This is a genomic window from Lentzea sp. (genome assembly GCF_036380075.1).
In the GTDB taxonomy this organism is placed as follows: Bacteria; Actinomycetota; Actinomycetes; order Mycobacteriales; family Pseudonocardiaceae; genus Lentzea.
On record NZ_DASVFL010000184.1, the window covers coordinates 1 to 16,268 of the forward strand.

At 70.4% G+C, this 16,268-nt stretch carries 17 protein-coding genes, 2 tRNA genes and 1 pseudogene; 10 read left to right on the forward strand and 10 right to left on the reverse strand.

Annotated features, from left to right (window positions below):
* Positions 1–2,431 (forward strand): alpha-mannosidase (locus VF330_RS20745; RefSeq protein ID WP_330853290.1); only part of this gene is annotated, 2,431 nt, incomplete at its 5' end.
* A gap of 80 nt (positions 2,432–2,511) precedes the next feature.
* Here VF330_RS20745 and VF330_RS20750 read toward each other — a convergent pair.
* Positions 2,512–3,648, reverse strand: coding sequence for a cytochrome P450 (locus VF330_RS20750; RefSeq protein WP_330853291.1), 1,137 nt, complete (start codon positions 3,646–3,648; stop codon positions 2,512–2,514).
* A gap of 169 nt (positions 3,649–3,817) precedes the next feature.
* Here VF330_RS20750 and VF330_RS20755 point away from each other — a divergent pair, with 169 nt between their 5' ends.
* The gene (locus VF330_RS20755) at positions 3,818–3,994 is read left to right on the forward strand and encodes a hypothetical protein (protein WP_330853292.1); all 177 of its coding nucleotides are present in this window, start codon (positions 3,818–3,820) and stop codon (positions 3,992–3,994) included.
* A 51-nt stretch (positions 3,995–4,045) separates the two neighbouring features.
* Here VF330_RS20755 and VF330_RS20760 read toward each other — a convergent pair whose 3' ends face one another.
* From VF330_RS20760 to VF330_RS20775, 4 genes are all read right to left on the reverse strand, one after another.
* A complete protein-coding gene (locus VF330_RS20760; RefSeq protein WP_330853293.1) occupies positions 4,046–5,002 on the reverse strand; it encodes an ABC transporter substrate-binding protein in 957 nt (318 codons plus the stop codon).
* Positions 5,002–6,939: an ABC transporter permease gene (locus VF330_RS20765; protein ID WP_330853294.1), complete on the reverse strand. Its 1,938-nt coding sequence runs from the start codon at positions 6,937–6,939 to the stop codon at positions 5,002–5,004. Before VF330_RS20765 ends, VF330_RS20760 begins: the two co-directional genes overlap by 1 nt.
* Positions 6,939–7,952 carry a glycine betaine/L-proline ABC transporter ATP-binding protein gene (locus VF330_RS20770; RefSeq protein ID WP_330853295.1) on the reverse strand — a complete coding sequence of 338 codons (1,014 nt, stop codon included), beginning with the start codon at positions 7,950–7,952 and terminating at the stop codon, positions 6,939–6,941. Before VF330_RS20770 ends, VF330_RS20765 begins: the two co-directional genes overlap by 1 nt.
* A 294-nt stretch (positions 7,953–8,246) precedes the next feature.
* A complete protein-coding gene (locus tag VF330_RS20775) occupies positions 8,247–10,001 on the reverse strand; it encodes a hypothetical protein (protein ID WP_330853296.1) in 1,755 nt (584 codons plus the stop codon).
* A gap of 19 nt (positions 10,002–10,020) precedes the next feature.
* Between VF330_RS20775 and VF330_RS20780 the strand changes: the two genes are divergently transcribed.
* Positions 10,021–10,788, forward strand: a complete 768-nt coding sequence (locus tag VF330_RS20780; protein WP_330853297.1) for an alpha/beta hydrolase — start codon at positions 10,021–10,023, stop codon at positions 10,786–10,788.
* A 31-nt stretch (positions 10,789–10,819) separates the two neighbouring features.
* Complete coding sequence (locus VF330_RS20785; RefSeq protein ID WP_330853298.1) at positions 10,820–11,233, forward strand: hypothetical protein; 414 nt, start codon at positions 10,820–10,822, stop codon at positions 11,231–11,233.
* A gap of 77 nt (positions 11,234–11,310) precedes the next feature.
* On the opposite strand, the gene VF330_RS20790 is transcribed toward VF330_RS20785, so the two are convergent.
* Positions 11,311–11,384 (reverse strand) — tRNA-Pro (locus tag VF330_RS20790).
* A gap of 61 nt (positions 11,385–11,445) precedes the next feature.
* On the opposite strand from VF330_RS20790, the gene VF330_RS20795 reads away from it, so the two are divergent.
* Positions 11,446–11,516: transfer RNA gene (locus tag VF330_RS20795), tRNA-Gly, on the forward strand.
* 129 nt (positions 11,517–11,645) lie between these two features.
* Here VF330_RS20795 and VF330_RS20800 read toward each other — a convergent pair.
* Positions 11,646–12,200 (reverse strand): hypothetical protein, encoded by a 555-nt coding sequence (locus VF330_RS20800; RefSeq protein WP_330853299.1) that lies wholly within the window; start codon positions 12,198–12,200, stop codon positions 11,646–11,648.
* A 57-nt stretch (positions 12,201–12,257) separates the two neighbouring features.
* On the opposite strand from VF330_RS20800, the gene VF330_RS20805 reads away from it, so the two are divergent.
* From VF330_RS20805 to VF330_RS20815, 3 genes are all read left to right on the forward strand, one after another.
* Positions 12,258–12,560 carry a helix-turn-helix domain-containing protein gene (locus VF330_RS20805; RefSeq protein ID WP_330853300.1) on the forward strand — a complete coding sequence of 101 codons (303 nt, stop codon included), beginning with the start codon at positions 12,258–12,260 and terminating at the stop codon, positions 12,558–12,560.
* Entirely contained in the window at positions 12,557–12,892 is a 336-nt protein-coding gene (locus tag VF330_RS20810) for a VOC family protein (protein ID WP_330853301.1), read from the forward strand. The genes VF330_RS20805 and VF330_RS20810 overlap by 4 nt, the downstream gene beginning before the upstream one ends.
* 193 nt (positions 12,893–13,085) lie before the next feature.
* Positions 13,086–13,421, forward strand: coding sequence for a histidine triad nucleotide-binding protein (locus VF330_RS20815; protein WP_330853302.1), 336 nt, complete (start codon positions 13,086–13,088; stop codon positions 13,419–13,421).
* On the opposite strand, the gene VF330_RS20820 is transcribed toward VF330_RS20815, so the two are convergent.
* Together VF330_RS20820 and VF330_RS20825 are read right to left on the reverse strand one after the other, a co-directional pair.
* Entirely contained in the window at positions 13,402–14,016 is a 615-nt protein-coding gene (locus VF330_RS20820; RefSeq protein ID WP_330853303.1) for an MBL fold metallo-hydrolase, read from the reverse strand. The two genes, VF330_RS20815 and VF330_RS20820, sit on opposite strands and share 20 nt — an antisense overlap.
* A complete protein-coding gene (locus tag VF330_RS20825) occupies positions 14,013–14,690 on the reverse strand; it encodes a 2-phosphosulfolactate phosphatase (RefSeq protein ID WP_330853305.1) in 678 nt (225 codons plus the stop codon). Before VF330_RS20825 ends, VF330_RS20820 begins: the two co-directional genes overlap by 4 nt.
* 27 nt (positions 14,691–14,717) lie before the next feature.
* On the opposite strand from VF330_RS20825, the gene VF330_RS20830 reads away from it, so the two are divergent.
* Together VF330_RS20830 and VF330_RS20835 are read left to right on the forward strand one after the other, a co-directional pair.
* Complete coding sequence (locus VF330_RS20830) at positions 14,718–15,167, forward strand: ribose-5-phosphate isomerase (RefSeq protein WP_330853306.1); 450 nt, start codon at positions 14,718–14,720, stop codon at positions 15,165–15,167.
* A complete protein-coding gene (locus tag VF330_RS20835) occupies positions 15,167–15,967 on the forward strand; it encodes an Fpg/Nei family DNA glycosylase (RefSeq protein WP_330853307.1) in 801 nt (266 codons plus the stop codon). Before VF330_RS20830 ends, VF330_RS20835 begins: the two co-directional genes overlap by 1 nt.
* Before the next feature lie 88 nt (positions 15,968–16,055).
* Here VF330_RS20835 and VF330_RS20840 read toward each other — a convergent pair.
* A pseudogene (locus tag VF330_RS20840) lies at positions 16,056–16,268 on the reverse strand (hypothetical protein); the annotation flags it as partial.

Sequence of the window (16,268 nt, forward strand, 5' to 3'; positions counted from 1 at the left end):
GACCGCGGGCACCGAGCCGCTGTACAAGATCCTCAAGGCCGAGCTCGCGGTGTTCCAGCCGCAGGTCTGGCACCTGATGCTCGACATCGAGGTGCTCCGGTCGCTGATGGGGGAGCTGTCCGGCCACGACCCGCGCCGGCACAAGGTCCTGCACGCGCTGGACCGGGCGATGGACGCGCTCGACCTCAACGAGGTGGCCGCGACCGCCGAGCTCGCGCGTCAGGAGCTGGCCGGCGTGCTGGCGCTGCCCGCGAGCGCGTCCGCGCACAAGGTCTCCGCGATCGGTCACGCCCACATCGACTCCGCGTGGCTGTGGCCGCTGCGGGAGACCGTCCGCAAGTGCGCGCGCACGTTCTCGAACGTCACGAAGCTGATGGACTCCTACCCCGACTTCTACTTCGCGTGCTCGCAGGCCCAGCAGTACGCGTGGATGAAGGAGCACCACCCGCACGTCTGGGACCGCGTCCGCGAGAAGGTCCGCACCGGCCAGTTCGTGCCGGTCGGCGGCATGTGGGTCGAGTCGGACACGAACATGCCCGGCGGCGAGGCGATGGCCCGCCAGCTCGTGCACGGCAAGCGCTTCTTCCTCGACAACTTCGGCGTGGAGACCGAGGAGGTGTGGCTGCCCGACTCGTTCGGCTACAGCGCCGCGCTCCCCCAGCTGATCAAGCTGTCGGGCTCGCGCTGGTTCCTCACCCAGAAGCTGTCGTGGAACCAGATCAACAAGTTCCCGCACCACACGTTCTGGTGGGAGGGCATCGACGGCACCCGGATCTTCACGCACTTCCCGCCCGTCGACACCTACAACTCGTCGCTGTCCGGCGGGGACCTGGCCCGCGCCTCCCGACAGTTCGCCGAGCACGCCAAGGCCTCGCGGTCGCTCGTCCCGTTCGGCTACGGCGACGGCGGTGGCGGCCCCACCCGCGAGATGATGGAGACCGCGCACCGCGTCGCGAACCTCGAAGGCTCGCCGACCGTGCGCGTGGAGCCGCCGCGCGAGTTCTTCCAGGCCGCGCAGGACGAGTACCCGGACGCGCCGGTGTGGGCGGGCGAGCTGTACCTGGAGAAGCACCGCGCCACCTACACCACCCAGGCCAAGACCAAGCAGGGCAACCGACGCAGCGAACACCTCCTGCGCGAGGCCGAGCACTGGTCCACGGCCGCCGCTCTGCAGGGCGCGGACTACCCGTACGACGACCTCGACCGGTTGTGGAAGACCGTGCTGCTGCACCAGTTCCACGACATCCTGCCCGGCAGCTCGATCGCCTGGGTGCACCGCGAGGCCAGGGAGACCTACGCCCGCGTCGAGTCGGAGCTCAGGACGCTGACGGCGCGGGCGATCGACGTCCTGCGGGGCGACGGCGACGACGAGATCACCTTCGACGTCCTCGGCGGCGACACCCCACGCCCGTTCGTCGCGCCCGTCGACGGCGTCCTCGACAACGGCCGGCTCCGCGTCACCATCGACCCGGACGGCATCGTGCTGTCGATCCTCGACCTCGAGAACGACCGCGAAGTCCTGCCACCGCACGGTTTCGCGGGCATGCCCCAGCTGCACCGCGACAACCCGAACCAGTGGGACGCCTGGGACATCGACCCGTTCTACCGCAACTGGAAGGCCGACCTGACCCCGTCCGACCGCGTCGACGCACCCGACGGCGTGGTCGTGCGCGCGAAGTTCGGCGACTCAGTCCTCACCCAGACCATCCGCCTGCGCGAAGGCGCGAAACAGGTCGACTTCGACACCGAGGTCGACTGGCAGGAACGCGAGAAGCTGCTCAAGATCGCCTTCCCCCTGGACCTGCGCGCCGAGGTCTCGACGGCCGAGACCCAGTTCGGCCACCTGCACCGCCCGGTGCACACCAACACCTCGTGGGAGGCGGCGAAGTTCGAGATCTGCGCCCACCGCTTCCTGCACGTCGGCGAACCCGGTTACGGCGTTGCGGTCGTCAACGACTCGACCTACGGCCACGAGGTCACCCGCACCACCCGCGAGGACGGCGGAACCACCACGACCGTGCGCCTGTCCCTGCTGCGCGCCCCCAGGTTCCCCGACCCGGACACCGACCAGGGCGAACACCGCTTCCGCTACGCCTTGGTGGTCGGCGACCTCCCGGCCGCCGTCGAGGCCGGCTACCGCATCAACCTGCCCCCGCAGTCGGTCCGCGGCTCCACGACACCGGAACCGCTGGTGCGCACGGACAACCCCGCGGTCAGGGTCGAGGCCGTGAAACTGGCCGACGACCGGTCCGGCGACGTGGTCGTCCGGCTCTACGAGGCCCACGGCGGTCGCGCGAAGGCCTCGATCAGCACCTCCTTCACCCACACCGCCATCCAGGAGACGGACCTGCTGGAACGCCCCCTGGCACCCGCGACGGCACAGGTGGTGCTGCGCCCGTTCCAAGTGATCACCCTGCGGTTCACCAGGTAGCGCACGAAGAAACTGTTCCCAGCCCTGCTGCTGGTGGCGCCGGCCGCGCCACCAGCAGGAGGCAACCACGCTGGAACCCGTCAATCAAACCGAAACGTGGCCGTCTCCAGGTTGTCCAGCATCCACTCCCGCCGCACCAGCGGAGCCGACCCCTCCCGCCGCAACAACGGCATCCGGGACACCATCTCCTCCAACAGAACCCGCTGCTCCAACCGAGCCAGCCCAGCCCCGAGACAGTGGTGCGGCCCGTGCCCGAAGGACATGATCCGAGTCTTCCGCCGGATGTCGAACACCTCGGGCGAGGGATACCGGGCAGGGTCCCGGTTGGCCGCGCTCAACCACCCGATCACCCAGGACCCGGCAGGAATCTCCACCCCACCGACGACGACGTCCCGCACCACCAACCGCCGAGGCCCGGGAAACACGGGATACCACCGCATCGTCTCCTCGACGGCACCGGGAATGAGCGACGGATCGGCACGCAGCTCGGACCAGAACCCGAACTCCGTCAGGAACAGCACGGCGTTCGGGGCGCTGGCGAACGTCGTGTCCACGCCGGCGCCGAGCAGCATCGCGCAGTACCCGACCAGGTCCCAGTCCGACAGCGGCCGCCCGTCCACCTGGTACCCGGACGCCTGCGCCGCGAGCAGCTCGGCGATCAGGCCGCCCTTCGGCGCGGAACGCTGCCGGTCGAGCTCGGCGGCGAAGAACTGCGCCATCTCCGACTGCGAGGGCAACGTGTTGGTGGTGGCCGAGTCCTCGTACCACTCCTCCAGCCACGCGGTCATGAGCGTCTCGGCGCTGAGGTCGAGCCCGAGCAGGTGGCAGATCACCCTCGTGGGCAGCGGCCGGGCGATGGTCGGGACGATGTCGAAGCCGGAGGGGTCCAGCTCCTCGATCAACGAGACGGCGATCGCGCGGATCTGGTCCTCCAGCCGGGCCATCACGCGCGGGCTGAACGGGTCGGCGACCGCGAGCCTCAGGTCGCGGTGGCGCCGCCCGTCCGCGGCCCACATGCCGCTGAGCATGGCGTTCGCGAGCGGGCGCGTCTCGTCGGTGAGGCCGTAGCCGGCGGAGAAGTGCTCCTCGTCGGACAGCACCCGCTGGACGTCGCCGAGGCTGAAGACGTTCCAGGTGTCGAGCGCCTCGTCGAAGTGGACCTCGGTGGCGGGGTCGAAGAACTTCGCAGGTCGCGTGGGTAAGTGGGCGACAGTCATGCCCTCGATCGTGGTGCCTTACCCGGCCCGCGGGAATCCGCTGATCCGGTTGCCGGTGCCCGGCGTAAGGGATCCGGCGGCGCGACCTTGGGTGATCGTCCGATGTGAGGGGTGACCCCTCAGGAGCACTCTCATCCTCAACGGAAGAACGACCTGAGGAGTGAGCAGGATGGAATGGACGCCCGAGGCGATCAAGGCGGAGATGGACTACCGGCAGGAGGCCCTGCGGGAGGACGCCCGCCGCGTGCAGGAGTTCTACCGCAACGGCGGCCGGCCGCGGTCGTGGTGGCACCGGATGACGCACCGCCACGAGCCTGAGGTCCCCGCCGGGCCGCAGGCTGCGTGATGCCGGGGGTGGGGTGGTTCCTCTCGTCCGGGAACCACCCCCACGCCCGGTCTAGGACTTACCGGGCAGCCACGCCTTGACCTTGTCGGCGTTGGCGTCGGCCCACTTCTGGGCCGCCTCCTCCGGCTTCAGCTTGTCCTCGGCGATGTACTTCGCGACGGTGTTCTGGTCCTCGTTGGTCCACTTGAAGTTCTTGACCAGCTGGTAGGCGGGGCCACCGGCGTCGGCGAACTTCTTCGACACGATCTTGTCGAGGTCGTAGTCCGGGTAGTCGCAGGCGATCTTCTCGGCGTCGGCGTCACAGCCTGCGGCGTACGCGGGCAGCTTCACCTTCTCCAGCTTGATCTCGTTGAGCAGCCACTGCGGCGAGTAGAAGTAGCCGATGACCCACTTCTTGTCCTTCTCCGCCTGGCGGAAGGCCTGGATCAACGCGGTCTCGCTGCCGCCGTAGACGACCTTGTAGTTGAGGTTCAGGTTCTTCACCAACGCCTCGTCGTTGGTCACGAACGACGGGTCTCCGTCGAGCAGCTGGCCCTTGTCGCCGGACTCCGAGGTCTTGAACTGGTCGGCATAGGAGTTGAGGTTGTTCCAGTCGAGGATGTCGGGGTGCTCCTTGGCGAGCCACGGCGGCACGTACCAGCCGATCTGCCCCTTCACGCCCGTGGAGCCCGCGCTGACGGCGGTCTTCTGGTCGTCGATGTACTTCTTGCGCAGGTCGTCGTGGCCCCAGTTCTCGACCACGGCGTCGACCTCACCGGTGCCGAACCCCTGCCAGGCCACCTCTTCCTTGAGCTCCTTCTTGGTGACCTTGCACTTGAGCTCCTTCTCGGCCACGTGCGCGAGCACGGCGGCGTTCGCCTCGTAGCCGACCCACGGGTTGATCGCGATGTTGAACGTGCCGCAGTCACCGGCCGCACCCGACGAGGTGTCCCCGACCTTCGCGCCGCCGCACCCGGCGAGCGCGAGCGTCCCGACGAGCACGGCTCCGAGCACGCTGTGCCTTGCCACTACCGAACCTCCTGGTTGGTCCACCGCCTGGCGGCCGCCTGCGTGAGGCGGTCGAGCATGACGCCGAGCACGACGATCGCGACCCCGGCCGCGAGCCCCTTGCCGTACAGCTGGCCCTGCGAGAACCCGGCCACCACGTCGTAGCCGAGCGCGCCGGCGCCGACGAGACCGCCGACGACGACCATCGAGAGCACGTAGATCAGTCCCTGGTTGGCGGCGAGCGTCAACGCCCCGCGCGCCATCGGCAGCTGCACCTTCACGATCGTCTGCCACGGGCTGGCGCCCAGCGCCGTGGACGCCTCGACGGTCGCGGGCGACACCGCGCGCACGCCGTCCGCGATGATCTTGATGGCGACCGGGGCCGCGAACACCACGGCGGCGATGATCGCGGTGAAGCGCGACGCCGCGAACAACGCGAGGAACGGCACCAGGTACACGAACGCCGGCATGACCTGCCCCGCGTCGAGAACCGGCCGGATGACCCGGTCGGCGCGCCTGCTGCGCCCCATCCACACGCCGACCACCACGCCCAGGACCATCACCATGATCGTGGCGACCAGCGTGGACGCCAGCGTGACCATCGAGTCCTGCCACAGCCCGGTCGCGATCAGCAGCCCCAGGCACGCGGCGGACACCACCGCCGACCGGACCCCGCCGACCAGGAACGACAGCGCCACGATCACCAGTGCCACCAGGAACCACGGCGACTCGGCCAGCAGCGCCTGCAGCGGGTTGATCAACGCCCACGTCACGAAGTCCTTGAAACCACCGGTGACCACCGGCAGCGCGTCCTGCACCCACTCCGTCGCGACCGTCGCGCCCCGCCGGATCGAGCTGCCGATCTCCGCCTCCGACGGGAACTCCGCGGCCCACAGGTAGGTGTAGGAGAAGTAGACGGCGACACCCGTGACACCCAGACCGCCGAACAACGCCCAGCGCGGCAACGAACGGCGCTCGGTCGCGGCCGTCGTGACGCGGTCCAGCACGATCGCCAGCACCACGATCGCCAGACCCGCGTTGAACGCCGTGCCGACGTCGAGCGTCTGCAACGCCTTCACGACCGTCTTGCCGAGGCCCGGCGCGTCGATCAGCGCGGCGATCGTCACCATCGACAACGCGGCCATGATCGTCTGGTTGACGCCGAGCACGATCGTCCTGCGCGCGGACGGCAGCAGCACCTTCACCAGCGTCTGCTGCCACGTCGCGCCGAGCGACTCGGACGCCTCGACGGTGGTGCGCGGCACCGAGCGGATGGCGTGCGCGGTGATGCGGATCGCCGGCGGCGCGGCGTAGACCAGCGTCGCGATCGTCGCGGAGGCCGGGCCGATCAGGAAGAACAACGTCAACGGCGCCAGGTAGACGAACGTCGGCATCGTCTGCATGAAGTCGAGCACCGGCGTCAGCACGCGGTGGGCCCGCTCGGACAGGCCGGCCCAGATCCCCAGCGGAATTCCGAAGAGCAACGCGATCACGACCGCCGCCAGCGTCAGCGACAGCGTGTCCATGCTCTCCTGCCACAAACCCTGCAGGCCCAGGAACACAAACCCGGCGACCGCGAGCAGCGCGACCCGCCAGCCCGCCACCGCGAGGCTGACGAACCCCGCGATCGCGACGACGCCCAGCCAGCCGACCACCGGCACCGGCCGCCCGAACGACGGCTGCGCGATCAGCGCCTGCACGAACGTGACGAACTCGTCGATGACGAGCCGGATCTCGTTGAAGAAGTAGAGGAACACGGGGTTGGTGTTCCGCGACGCGCCGACCGCGTCGTTCACCTCGTTGACCCACCGGTGCAACGGCGTGAGCTCGGAGGCGTCGAGCGGCAGCGTCCCGACGTTGCGGAACACCAGCCACAGCACCAGCCAGGCCAGCACGATGCCGCCCACGACCAAAGCCTTGCGCGGCAGCTCGCGCCGCGGAGCGGTGACGGCGACCATCACGCCTCCCCGGCCACGACCCCGAGGATCTCCTCGTCCGCGACCACGCCCAGGAGCTCACCGTCCCGCACGACCTTCACCGGCTTGCCGGCGCCGAGCACGCTGCGCACCGCCTCCCGCACCACGGTGTCCGGCGGGAGCTCCGGCCCGTCCAGGTCGTCGCCGGGCGCGGGCGGGCGCATGATCCACTTCAACGTCAGCACCTGCGCGCGCGGCACGTCCCTGACGAAGTCGCGCACGTAGTCGTCCGCGGGCGCGCCGACGAGCTCGTCACCTGTGCCCACCTGCACCACCCGGCCGTCGCGCATGATCAGGATGCGGTCGCCCAGCTTCAGCGCCTCGCTCAGGTCGTGGGTGATGAAGACCATCGTCTTGCCGACCTCGCGGTGCAGCCGGACGACCTCGGACTGCATGTCGCGCCGGATCAGCGGGTCCAGCGCCGAAAAGGGCTCGTCGAAGAACAGGACGTCGGGATCTCCGGCGAGTGCGCGCGCAAGACCGACGCGTTGTTGCATACCACCGGAAAGCTGATCCGGATAGGACCGTTCGTAGCCGGTGAGACCGACCAGGTCGATCACTTCCCGGGAACGCTCCGCACGTTTCGCGCGCGGTACCCCGCGGATTTCCAGCCCGTAACCGACGTTGTCCGCGACCGTCCGGTGGGGAAGCAACCCGAAGTGCTGGAACACCATGGAGAACTTGTTCCTGCGCAGGTCGCGCAATCGCCTGGTGCCCGCTTCGAGAATGTTCTCGCCTTCGAACGAGACGGTTCCCGAAGTCGGTTCCACCAACCGCGTCAGGCACCGGACCAGAGTGGACTTGCCCGAACCGGACAGGCCCATGACCACGAACATCTCACCCGGCGCGACCTCGAAGTCCACCCCGCGCACGGCGGCGACGGCACCGGTGCGGTCCATCAGCTCCTGCCGCGACAACGATTTCAGCTCGTCGGAGGCCACTACCCGGGACGCGTTCGACCCGAACACCTTCCACAGGTCTCTGACCGAAATCACGGGATCCACGCCACCACTCCGACCTGTTGCGGACTGCGCACACCGTTTCTCAATGCGCGACAGCATCGACCTTCGCCACGGATCCGGTCAAGGGTCGGCACGAATTCGCTCCATTGTGGACGACCCATGATCCCATGACTCGACTCGGCGAAAGCGAGGAGGAAAAGCTGCTCTGAACAGAGCAGCCCTTTGCACCGCCGCCCATTCCGATTCCGACAACGGCGCTCGCGGCCGAGGCTTCGGGACGATCGGCATCCACCTCCGGCTGACGAAGCGGAATCCGTGGCCCCGTCCTCATCTCCGGCCGCGCGACCACCACTTCTCGTCGGGTCCGGAGATGTCCTCGACGCTCAGCCTGCGCACGGACCCCGCGCGGCTGAGCCGGGCCACCAGCTGGTCCTGTCGTTGCGCGAGCCGGCGGTAGATCTCCACGGCCGAGGTCTCCCGCCGGCCCAGCCGCCGTTCGACGGTGCGCCAGTTGCCGAGGAACTCCAGCGTCAGGTCGATGACGGCCTGCCCGGCGTGCGCCGTGAGCGTGTCGGCCGGCGACGCGAACCGTCCCGCGTGGAACGCCAGGTTGCGCGTGACGTAGAGCCACTCCAGCACGGCCGCCGCGGTGTCCTCCTGCTCGCGCAGCCAGCCCGCGAGCACGGCCGAGTCGGCGAGCCGCGCCTGCCACAGCTCCACCAGGTCGCGCACGAGCCCGCCCTCGTTCTCGGCGAGCGCGGCGACGGCCTGCTGCGCGGCCCGCAGCTCCTCGCCCGGCCGGGTGTGCGGGACCAGCACCTCCAGCCACGCGTCGACCGACTTCAGGTGGTGCTTCACCCCGGTCGTCGGCACGCGCGCGGCGAGCGGCCTGCGCAGCTCGTCGTCGTGGGTGGTGACGAGGACGTGCAGGCTGACCAGGTGCTGCCGCAACATCTGCAGCGCACACGCCTTGGCGAGCCACGCGATCTTGCTCGGGTCCAGCCCCGTCGCCTCCAGCGCGCTCCACGCCAGCCCGGCGCTGGCCATCGGCGCGTCGACCTGCCGCGCGAGGTTCGCCACCCGCATCGCACTGCGCAGCTCGGCGGGCCAGTACGCGGTCAACGGGTAGGCGTTGCCGACCGTGCGCCGGTGCTCGGTGCCACGCGTGACCCGCCCACCGGGACTGCTGACCTGCCACACCGGCGAGATGTGCAACTCCGTGAGCCGCTCCCCCGCCGCGTACTGGTCGAGGACCTCGTTGAGGATCCGCCGCCCCCGCAACGCCGCCGTGTGCACGTCCGCGGCGAGCACCGGCAGCCTCACCAGCACCGACGACCCGTTCACCGCCTCCTTCAGGAAGTCGTCCTTGGGCAACCTGTTGCGGTGCAACGGCTCTTGCCGCGCCTCCGGCAGGAGCTCGTCCAGGTGCCGCAACACCCGCGCGCCGCTCACGACCAGTGCCACGACGTGCTTGCGCGGCTCCGGCCACAGCACCTCGCCGAGGTCACCGGGCTTCTTGAGCCACCGCACCAGGTCCGCGCGCAACTGCCGGCCGTCGCGGCCGTGCACCGCCACGAGCACCGCGACCTCGGCGATCATCCTGGCGCGCAGCGGAAGCGCGACCCCGTTCCACAGTGGACCGACCCACGTCCTGATCCCGGCTGCCAGCGCCTCCGGGTCGAGCTTCGCGGCGGCCGCGGCCGTGACCCGCGGGTCGAGCCGCTGCCCGTCCGCCGCGATGGCCGCGTCGACCTTGAGCAGCACCCTGCGCGCCCGCGCGAGCTCCTTGTAGCCGCCGTGCGCGTAAGCGGGTTTGGCGGCGTCGACGCACCTGATCGACGTGGTGATGATGCGGCGCAACAGGTTCCATCGCGGCTGGTCCTCGGTCGCGTGGCTCTCCAGCGCGGTCTGGGCGCGGGTGACGGCGAGGAACGCGCTGGTGAGCCCCGCCACGTGCTCGCCGAGGTGCGCGTCGGGGTCGAGCGCCCGCAGCACGCCCTGCAGCAACGCCCGCTGCCCGCGGTCGAGCCCGGCGTCGTCGAACGCCTGCCGGAGCCGGGCGTCGAGGTACTGGTAGCGCACGTGACGCACCATAGAGGGCATGGACAACCGGAAAGCGGTCTTCGCGGGCACGGACGGCCAGGCCCTGGCGGGCCGCCTGGAACTGCCGGCCGGCGACGTCGTGGCGACCGCCGTCTTCGCCCACTGCTTCACCTGCGGCAAGGACTCGGTGGCCGCCAGCCGCATCGCCCGCGAACTCGCCGCCCACGGCGTGGCGGTGCTGCGCTTCGACTTCACCGGCCTGGGCCAGTCCGGCGGCGACTTCGCGAACACCACCTTCACGTCCAACGTCGACGACCTGGTCTGCGCGGCCGGCCACCTCCGCGACACGATCGGCGCCCCGAGCGTCCTCATCGGACACTCCCTGGGCGGCGCCGCCGTGCTGGCCGCCGCCCAGCGGATCCCGGAGGCCCGAGCCGTCGTGACCATCGGCGCCCCCGCCGACACCGCCCACGTCGAGCACCTGCTCGGCCCGGCCAAGGCCGACATCGAGACCCACGGCGTCGCCGAGGTGGTGCTCGCCGGCCGCCCGTTCCGCATCAGCAACGGCTTCCTGACCGACATCAACGAGCAGGACCAGACCTCGTGCATCGCGGGCCTGGACCGCGCACTGCTGGTCATGCACTCCCCACAGGACGACCTGGTCGGCGTGGACAATGCGCGGCTGATCTTCGACGCGGCCCGGCACCCGAAGTCGTTCGTGTCGCTGGACGGCGCGGACCACCTGCTGACCGACCGCGCGGACGCGGCCTACGTGGCACGCGTGCTGGCGGCGTGGGCGAGCCGCTACCTGGAGGACCGCGCGTAACGGTCGTACTTCGACGAACGACGGACCGTCGGTGACGCGAACAACGACGTTCCTGCTGCCCCTGCTCGCCCTGACCGCGGCCTGCGCCACCCCGCCCTCGTCGAGCACCACCGAGTCCCCGGTCCCGACGACGCGCAGGCCGGGCGCGATGCCGTCGCTGCAGGTGCCGGGCATCCCGCCCAAGCCGGACGCCACCACCCAGGCCGCCTACGTCGCCGAGCTGGACGCGATCGACCCGGAGATCGTGAACGGCAACCCGGACAGGGCCGTCAGCCGCGGCCGGGACCAGTGCAGCAGCGTCGCGAAGACCCCGGGCGACCAGGCGAAGCTGGTCGAGCTGACGGCGCAGCGGTTCACCTCGCCGAACCACCCGAGCGGGTTCGGTCCCGACGCCTCCGCCCGCATCCTCGCGGCGGTCCGCAAGCACATCTGCCCGGGCTACTAGGCCGCGGTGAGGTGGGTGTCCGGCGCTCCGGATGCGAAAACCCGCAGCGATGAGTCGCTGCGGGCCTCGTCAACCGATCGGGGCGACAGGATTTGAACCTGCGACCCCCCGCTCCCAAAGCGGGTGCGCTACCAAACTGCGCCACGCCCCGGTTGCACCCAGCTTACCGCCACCCGCTAAGGTATTGATCGCAGCCCCAAAGAGGCGGCAACGCGGGCGTAGCTCAATGGTAGAGCCCTAGTCTTCCAAACTAGCTACGCGGGTTCGATTCCCGTCGCCCGCTCGCGACCGAGGCCGACGCTTGTCTGCGAACTGCGCAGACCGCGTCGGCCTCTCGCATTTGTCCTGGGGGCCGAGCCCCCAGACCCCACGCCGGCGGGCACGCCCCCGGACCCCCACCTGCACGCGTGGTTCACACGGCGGCGATGCCGATCTGGGTGTGGTGGTGGGCGGGTCGGTCGATCTCGTCGGCCACGGCCAGCGCGAAGTCCTCGTAGGTCAGCTCGTCGGCGGGATCGGGCCCGCCGAGGCGGTAGGCGCCCTTCGCCACGCCGCCGAAGTTGCCCGCCGGGCTCATCACCAGCCAGTCGGCACCGGACTGCGCGAGCACCTCCACTCCGGCCGCGTGGCCCAGGCAGAACGGTGTGTGCTCCGCTGGGAAGTCCGGCGCGTCCACCACGCGCACGCCGGGAGAAGTCTCCAGCAAGGTGTAGATGCCGACCACGATGATCCGGCCGGCGCCGGACGCCACCAGGGCGCGGGCCGCCTCGGTGTAGAACTCGGCCGGGTCGCGGGTCAGGTCCACCACCGCGCTCACCGCCACGTCGTGGCCGGCGGCCACCGAGGCCGCCGCCTGGACGCCGGGGTCGCGGCCGACCCGTGTCACCTCGTGGCCGCGGGCTTCCGCCACGGCCGCGATCTGGGAGCCCGCTTTGCCGGACGCTCCGAAAACAACGATCTTCGCCATGAGCGCGAAGGTAGGGTCGGCAGTGCCGGTTTCCGCAACGATATCGGGGGTGAGCAGGTGGAATGCCAGCACGCGGACCTGCCGTACCGCATCGGTGACAAGTGGACCGCGCACGTGCTGCGGGCGTTGCAGGGCGGGCGGCGCAGGTTCACCGAGCTGCGCGGCGAGATGGCGCACGTGACGCCCAAGGTGCTGACCGAGACGTTGCGCGCGATGGAGCGGGACGGCACCCTCACGCGCGAGGTGTTCGACGAGAATCCGCCACGGGTCGAGTACGAGCTGACCGCGCACGGGCGCAAGGTGCTCGCGCTGCTCGACCTGTGCTGCGACTGGGCCCGAGAGAACCTGGTGAAGACGTGAGGCTGCAGCAGATCGTCGTCGACAGCAACGACCCGAGCCGGCTGGTCCGGTTCTGGGCGGAGCTGCTCGGCGGGGAGCCGGTGAACCGCGAGCAGGGCTGGGCGCACGTCGAACCGCCCGGCGGCACGCGGATGTCGTTCCAGCCGGTGCCCGAGCGCAAGGACGTGAAGAACCGGCTGCACCTCGACTTCGAGGTCGACGACATCGAGGCCTCGGTCGTCAAGGCGGTGAGCCTGGGGGCGACGCGCGAGGGCGTGGTCGTCACGGACGAGCAGGGCAGCTTCCAGGTCATGCGCGACCCCGAGGGCAACGAGTTCTGCTTCGTCCGCTGACGCCAGGAACTCAGTGGAACGCGCGCCAGAGCGCCTCACCGAAGCGGACCGCGAGCACCACGAGCAGCACTCCGATCGCGAAGCTGGTGAGGCACCGGACGATCACCACCAGCTTGGCGCCCTTCACCCCGGCCATGATTCACGGCCGTCCGGCGCGTCCGACAGGGCCGAACGGTACGAATACGATGCGGGCGTGACCGACTGCCTGTTCTGCCGCATCGTCGCGGGCGAGATCCCGGCGACCGTGGTGACGGAGACCGACACGACGCTCGCCTTCCGCGACATCGACCCCAAGGCGCCCACGCACGTCCTGGTGATCCCCAAGGAACACCACCGGGCCGTCGGCGACCTCGACCCGGTGCTCGCGGGCCAGGTCCTCGCGACTGCCCACCAGGTGGCGAAGTCCGAGGGCGTGGACGAGTCCGGCTACCGGCTGGTGTTCAACACCGGCGGGGACGGCGGCCAGACCGTCTTCCACGTGCACTGCCACGTCCTCGGCGGCCGCGGCCTCAGCTGGCCCCCCGGCTAGGGATCGCCATCTCCCGGACGAACGCCGCGTCGACCGGGTCACCGTGACCCGGCACGACCACGCGCGGGTCCAGCTCCAGCAGCCGGTCCAGCACGGCGCGCCAGTTCGACGGCGTGGCGTCCGGGCCGGCCTGGGCCGGAGCGCCCTGCTCCACCAGGTCGCCCGCGAACACCACCCCGGCGTCCGGCACGTGCACGACCACGTCGTGCGAGGTGTGCGCGGGACCGAAGTGGTGCAGGTCGACCCGGCGTCCGCCGACGTTCAGCGTGACGGTGTCGCGGAACGTGCGCGTGGGCGCGACCAGCCTGCCCTCGAACGGTTCGGGGTAGTACCGGGCGCGGTCGGCGAGCAGCGACTCGTCGACCACGCAGTCCTCGTGCGCCCAGACCTCGCACGGCAGGAACGCCTCCGTCGCCAGCACGTGGTCGAAGTGGTTGTGCGTCAACACGATCCGTGACGGGCTGACCTCGCGCGCCCACGCCGGGTCCATGCCGGAGTCCACCACCAACGAATCACCCGATCCGGTGATGAGCCCGAGCGTGAGGTCCAGCTCGGCGTGCCGGCGCGCGAACACACCCGGCGCGACCTCGATCACCGCAGCACCCCGTCGACCAGGACGGGCACCGCGTCGCTCACGTCGAGCTCGACCGCCAGGTCCACGTCCGCCGCGTGCCCGTTGCCGATCAGCTCCCGTCCGGACCCGCTGTCCCGCACGGCCGCCACGACGTCGGTGCCGCGGAACGCGGCGACCGCGAGCCGCGCCTCGGGTGAGGCCTGCCCGCTCGACGACCCGCTCAGCGCCGCGAGGACCGCGCCGGCGCCCAGGTAGTCCTCGGCGGCCACCCGCAACGGCCCGAACTCGCGCGGCCCGCGGCGCAGCACGTCGAGCCCCCACCGCTCTCCCGCGGGGATCACGCCGATCGTCTCCCCCAGCTCGGTTGCCCGCCGGGCCACGGCGGACGCGTTGCGCAGGCACGCCGCCAGCACATGGCGCCCCGTCCCGGCCGCGAGCGCGCACAGGTTCGACCCGTTCGGCGACGGCAGCTCGACCAGCCCGGTCACTCCGACGAGTGATGCCGGGCGCAGCGTCTTGCCGGACTCCGGTCCCCACCGGGAGGGCCGGACCGCGCCGCCGTTGCCGACCACCAGGTCGACCGACGTCGTGAACGACAGCACGTCGACGACCACCAGCACGTCACAGCCCCGCAGCGCGGTCACGCCTTCGGGCCCCCACTCCAGCCTCAGCTGGTACCCCTCCTGGCTGAACATGCGCACCAGCGTGTCAGACTCCGTGACGTGCGCGTTTATCTGGCAGCAGACCACGCGGGCTTCGAGCTGAAGTCCCACCTGTCCACGGCTCTGCGGGAGCAGGGTTACGAGGTCGTCGACGTCGGCGCCCACACCTACGACGCCCAGGACGACTACGTCTCGTTCTGCACCGACGCCGCCGAGAAGGTCGTCGCGGACCCCGGCAGCCTCGGCGTGGTGATCGGCGGCTCCGGCAACGGCGAGCAGATCGCCGCGAACAAGGTGCGGGGCGCCCGCGCCGCGCTGGCGTGGAACCTCTCCACCGCGCAGCTGGCCCGTGAGCACAACGACGCCAACCTGGTCGGCATCGGCGCCCGTCAGCACACCACCGAGGAGGCGACCGAGATCGTCTCCGCGTTCCTGAAGACCCCGTTCTCCGGCGAGCCGCGGCACCAGCGCCGCATCGACCTCGTCAGCGCCTACGAGAACAAGGCCTGATGCCCGAGGGCCACACGCTGCACCGCCTCGCGCGGTTGCACCAGCGCCGGTACGCGGGCAAGCCGGTGTCCGTCAGCAGTCCGCAGGGGCGCTTCTCCGCGTCCCTCGTGGACGGGCGCAAGCTCATCCGCGCCGAGGCGCACGGGAAGCACCTGTTCCACGTCTACGGCCCGGACGCGATCGTGCACGTCCACCTCGGCCTGTACGGCACGTTCACCGAGTCGCCGCTGCCGGTCCTGCCGGCCGTCGGCCAGGTCCGCATGCGGATGGTCGGCGAGACCCACTGGACCGACCTGCGCGGCCCGACGGCGTGCGAGGTGCTCAACAAGGCCGAGGTCAAGGCGATCCACGACCGGCTCGGCCCCGACCCGTTGCGCCGCGACGCCGACCCGGACCTCGCCTACGAGCGGATCATCCGGTCGAAGCAGTCACTCGCCGTGCTGCTGATGGACCAGCGGGTCCTCGCGGGCGTCGGCAACGTCTACCGCGCCGAGGTGCTGTTCCGGCACAACGTCAACCCGCTGCTGCCGGGCAACAAGGTGAGCAGGGAGCTGTGGGACGCCATCTGGGCCGACCTGGTCGTGCTCATGAAGGACGGCGTCAAGGTCGGGCGGATCGACACCGTCCGCCGCGAGCACCTGCCGAAGGCGATGGGCCGGGCGCCGCGCACGGACCGGCACGGCGGCGAGGTGTACGTCTACCGCCGTGCCGGACAGCCGTGCTTCCTGTGCGGCACCGAGGTCCTGACCACCGAACTGGCCGGTCGGAACCTCTTCTGGTGTCCCGTCTGCCAGCCCTGAGAACCGGCCTGAAGATCAACTCCAGAAAAGGGTCGGGGTGGCCTTTTTCGGTGTTGCCGGAAAGTGCTCAGTTCGTGAGCACTTTCCGCTAGAAGTCGAACCCGCCCATGTCGCCGAAGTCGAACCCGCCGGCGTCACCCATGTCGGCACCGCCCATGTCGCCGCCGCCGAAGTCGCCCATGTCCCCGCCGAAGTCACCGGCGCCCATGTCGGCCATGCCGTAGTCGCCGATGCCGTGCATGCCGGAGAACATGGCGTCCATCAGCAGGAACGTGCCCACGCCCCACGCGCCCGCCACGAG

What these genes read in the sequence shown, in the direction of transcription:
- VF330_RS20750 (WP_330853291.1), bottom strand. Translation starts at nt 3,648, where the DNA reads ATGACTGTCGCCCACTTACCCACGCGACCTGCGAAGTTCTTCGACCCC.
- VF330_RS20755 (WP_330853292.1), top strand. Translation starts at nt 3,818, where the DNA reads ATGGAATGGACGCCCGAGGCGATCAAGGCGGAGATGGACTACCGGCAG.
- VF330_RS20765 (WP_330853294.1), bottom strand. Translation starts at nt 6,939, where the DNA reads ATGGTCGCCGTCACCGCTCCGCGGCGCGAGCTGCCGCGCAAGGCTTTG.
- VF330_RS20780 (WP_330853297.1), top strand. Translation starts at nt 10,021, where the DNA reads ATGGACAACCGGAAAGCGGTCTTCGCGGGCACGGACGGCCAGGCCCTG.
- VF330_RS20800 (WP_330853299.1), bottom strand. Translation starts at nt 12,200, where the DNA reads ATGGCGAAGATCGTTGTTTTCGGAGCGTCCGGCAAAGCGGGCTCCCAG.
- VF330_RS20825 (WP_330853305.1), bottom strand. Translation starts at nt 14,690, where the DNA reads ATGTTCAGCCAGGAGGGGTACCAGCTGAGGCTGGAGTGGGGGCCCGAA.
- VF330_RS20835 (WP_330853307.1), top strand. Translation starts at nt 15,167, where the DNA reads ATGCCCGAGGGCCACACGCTGCACCGCCTCGCGCGGTTGCACCAGCGC.